We start from the raw sequence: 1,260 nt of genomic DNA on the forward strand, positions 1-1,260 counted from the left end.
CGACAAGAGGAGAATGGTGACGCGCCGGCAACACCAGCCACGTACCGTAAATACTGACCACGGCTTGCGACAGAAGTTCGAAAATTTTTTCGATTTGTTACCGGCTCCGCCGAAAGCCTTATCCGGCGGGGCTGTGCGGGCAGGATGCCCGCACGATTCCTCTTGTGGTCGCGCTTACTGATGCTGTTGCGGCGCGCGCAGGTAGATCTCGACGCGGCGGTTCTGTGCGCGGCCGGCTTCGGTCGCGTTGTCCGCGATCGGGTTCGACGGGCCCATGCCTTGCGCCGACAGACGGCCGCCGTTCACGCCGCGCTGCACGAGCGCGTTCACGACGCTTTGCGCGCGGTTCTGCGACAGCGTCTGGTTCAGCTGCTGCGAGCCCGTGCTGTCCGTGTAGCCGACGATCGATGCCGTGACTTGCGGGTTCTGGTTCAGCGTCGTCGCGAGGTCGTTCAGCAGCGGCGTGAACGCCGGCGTGATCGCGTACTGGTTCGTCGCGAACGTGACCGAGCTCGGCACGTTGAGCTTCAGCGAGCCGTCCGGCTGCTCGGTGACCTGCGTGCCCGTCTGCGCCGCCGACGGTGCGAGCTTGTTCTTGATCGCCTGCCAGTTGTAACCCGTCACGCCACCGACCAGTGCGCCGACGCCCGCGCCGATCGCCGCGCCCTTGCCGCCACCGGCCAGTGCCCCGATCCCCGCGCCCAGCGCCGCGCCCGTGCCGGTACCGACGGCCGTATTGTTGCCTTGCTGCGTGGCGCAGCCTGCCAGCAGTGCGCCGGCGAGTGCGAATACGGACAGGCGAGTCGCGATTTTCATGTTCATCTTGGATTCCTCTCTTGGTTGAACGAGTCGACAACGACGACAAACAACAGTTATGGCTCCCTGCGCGGGCCGTCCGAAAAAGGAGGGCCGGCCTGCGCTCGCGGCAGCCGCCGAGGCGGTCGCATGCCCTGTCCGTCAGCGTGGCTGTTCGGGCAGCGCGACGCGTCAGCCTCTACAATATAGGCGGTGAGCGGCCGATTTGGCCCTATAGCATGCCGCACGCGAAGAGTGCGCCGGGTCGCGCGTTCGCGCAATGGCGTGCAACAGATTCTTTCACTTTTCCCGATTTTCGCAGCGTAATTTGATATTTTTTGACGTTTGCGCGCGAGAAAAACGTTTTCATGGAGTTTTGATGAGCATTGACCGGGCACAAGTCGACGCCGCGCTGGCGGCAGTCGTCGACCCCAATACCGGCCGCCCGTACGCGGCGAACAAGGG

Annotated in this window: 2 protein-coding genes; both read right to left on the bottom strand. The window is 64.3% G+C overall.

Annotation, left to right across the window (positions count from 1 at the left end; translation table 11 throughout):
- Positions 1 to 174: 174 nt before the first annotated feature.
- Positions 175 to 822 (bottom strand): OmpA family protein, encoded by a 648-nt coding sequence (locus tag H3O04_RS35390; protein ID WP_006478111.1) that lies wholly within the window; start codon positions 820 to 822, stop codon positions 175 to 177.
- A 205-nt stretch (positions 823 to 1,027) separates the two neighbouring features.
- Positions 1,028 to 1,260, bottom strand: a 233-nt coding sequence (locus H3O04_RS36475) for a hypothetical protein (protein WP_237666552.1), incomplete at its 5' end; no start/stop codon positions are given.

It is taken from the genome of Burkholderia sp. KCJ3K979 (assembly GCF_016759955.1).
Taxonomy (GTDB): Bacteria; Pseudomonadota; Gammaproteobacteria; order Burkholderiales; family Burkholderiaceae; genus Burkholderia; species Burkholderia orbicola.

Coding starts and splice junctions, on each gene's coding strand:
- H3O04_RS35390 (WP_006478111.1), bottom strand. CDS start 822: ATGAACATGAAAATCGCGACTCGCCTGTCCGTATTCGCACTCGCCGGC.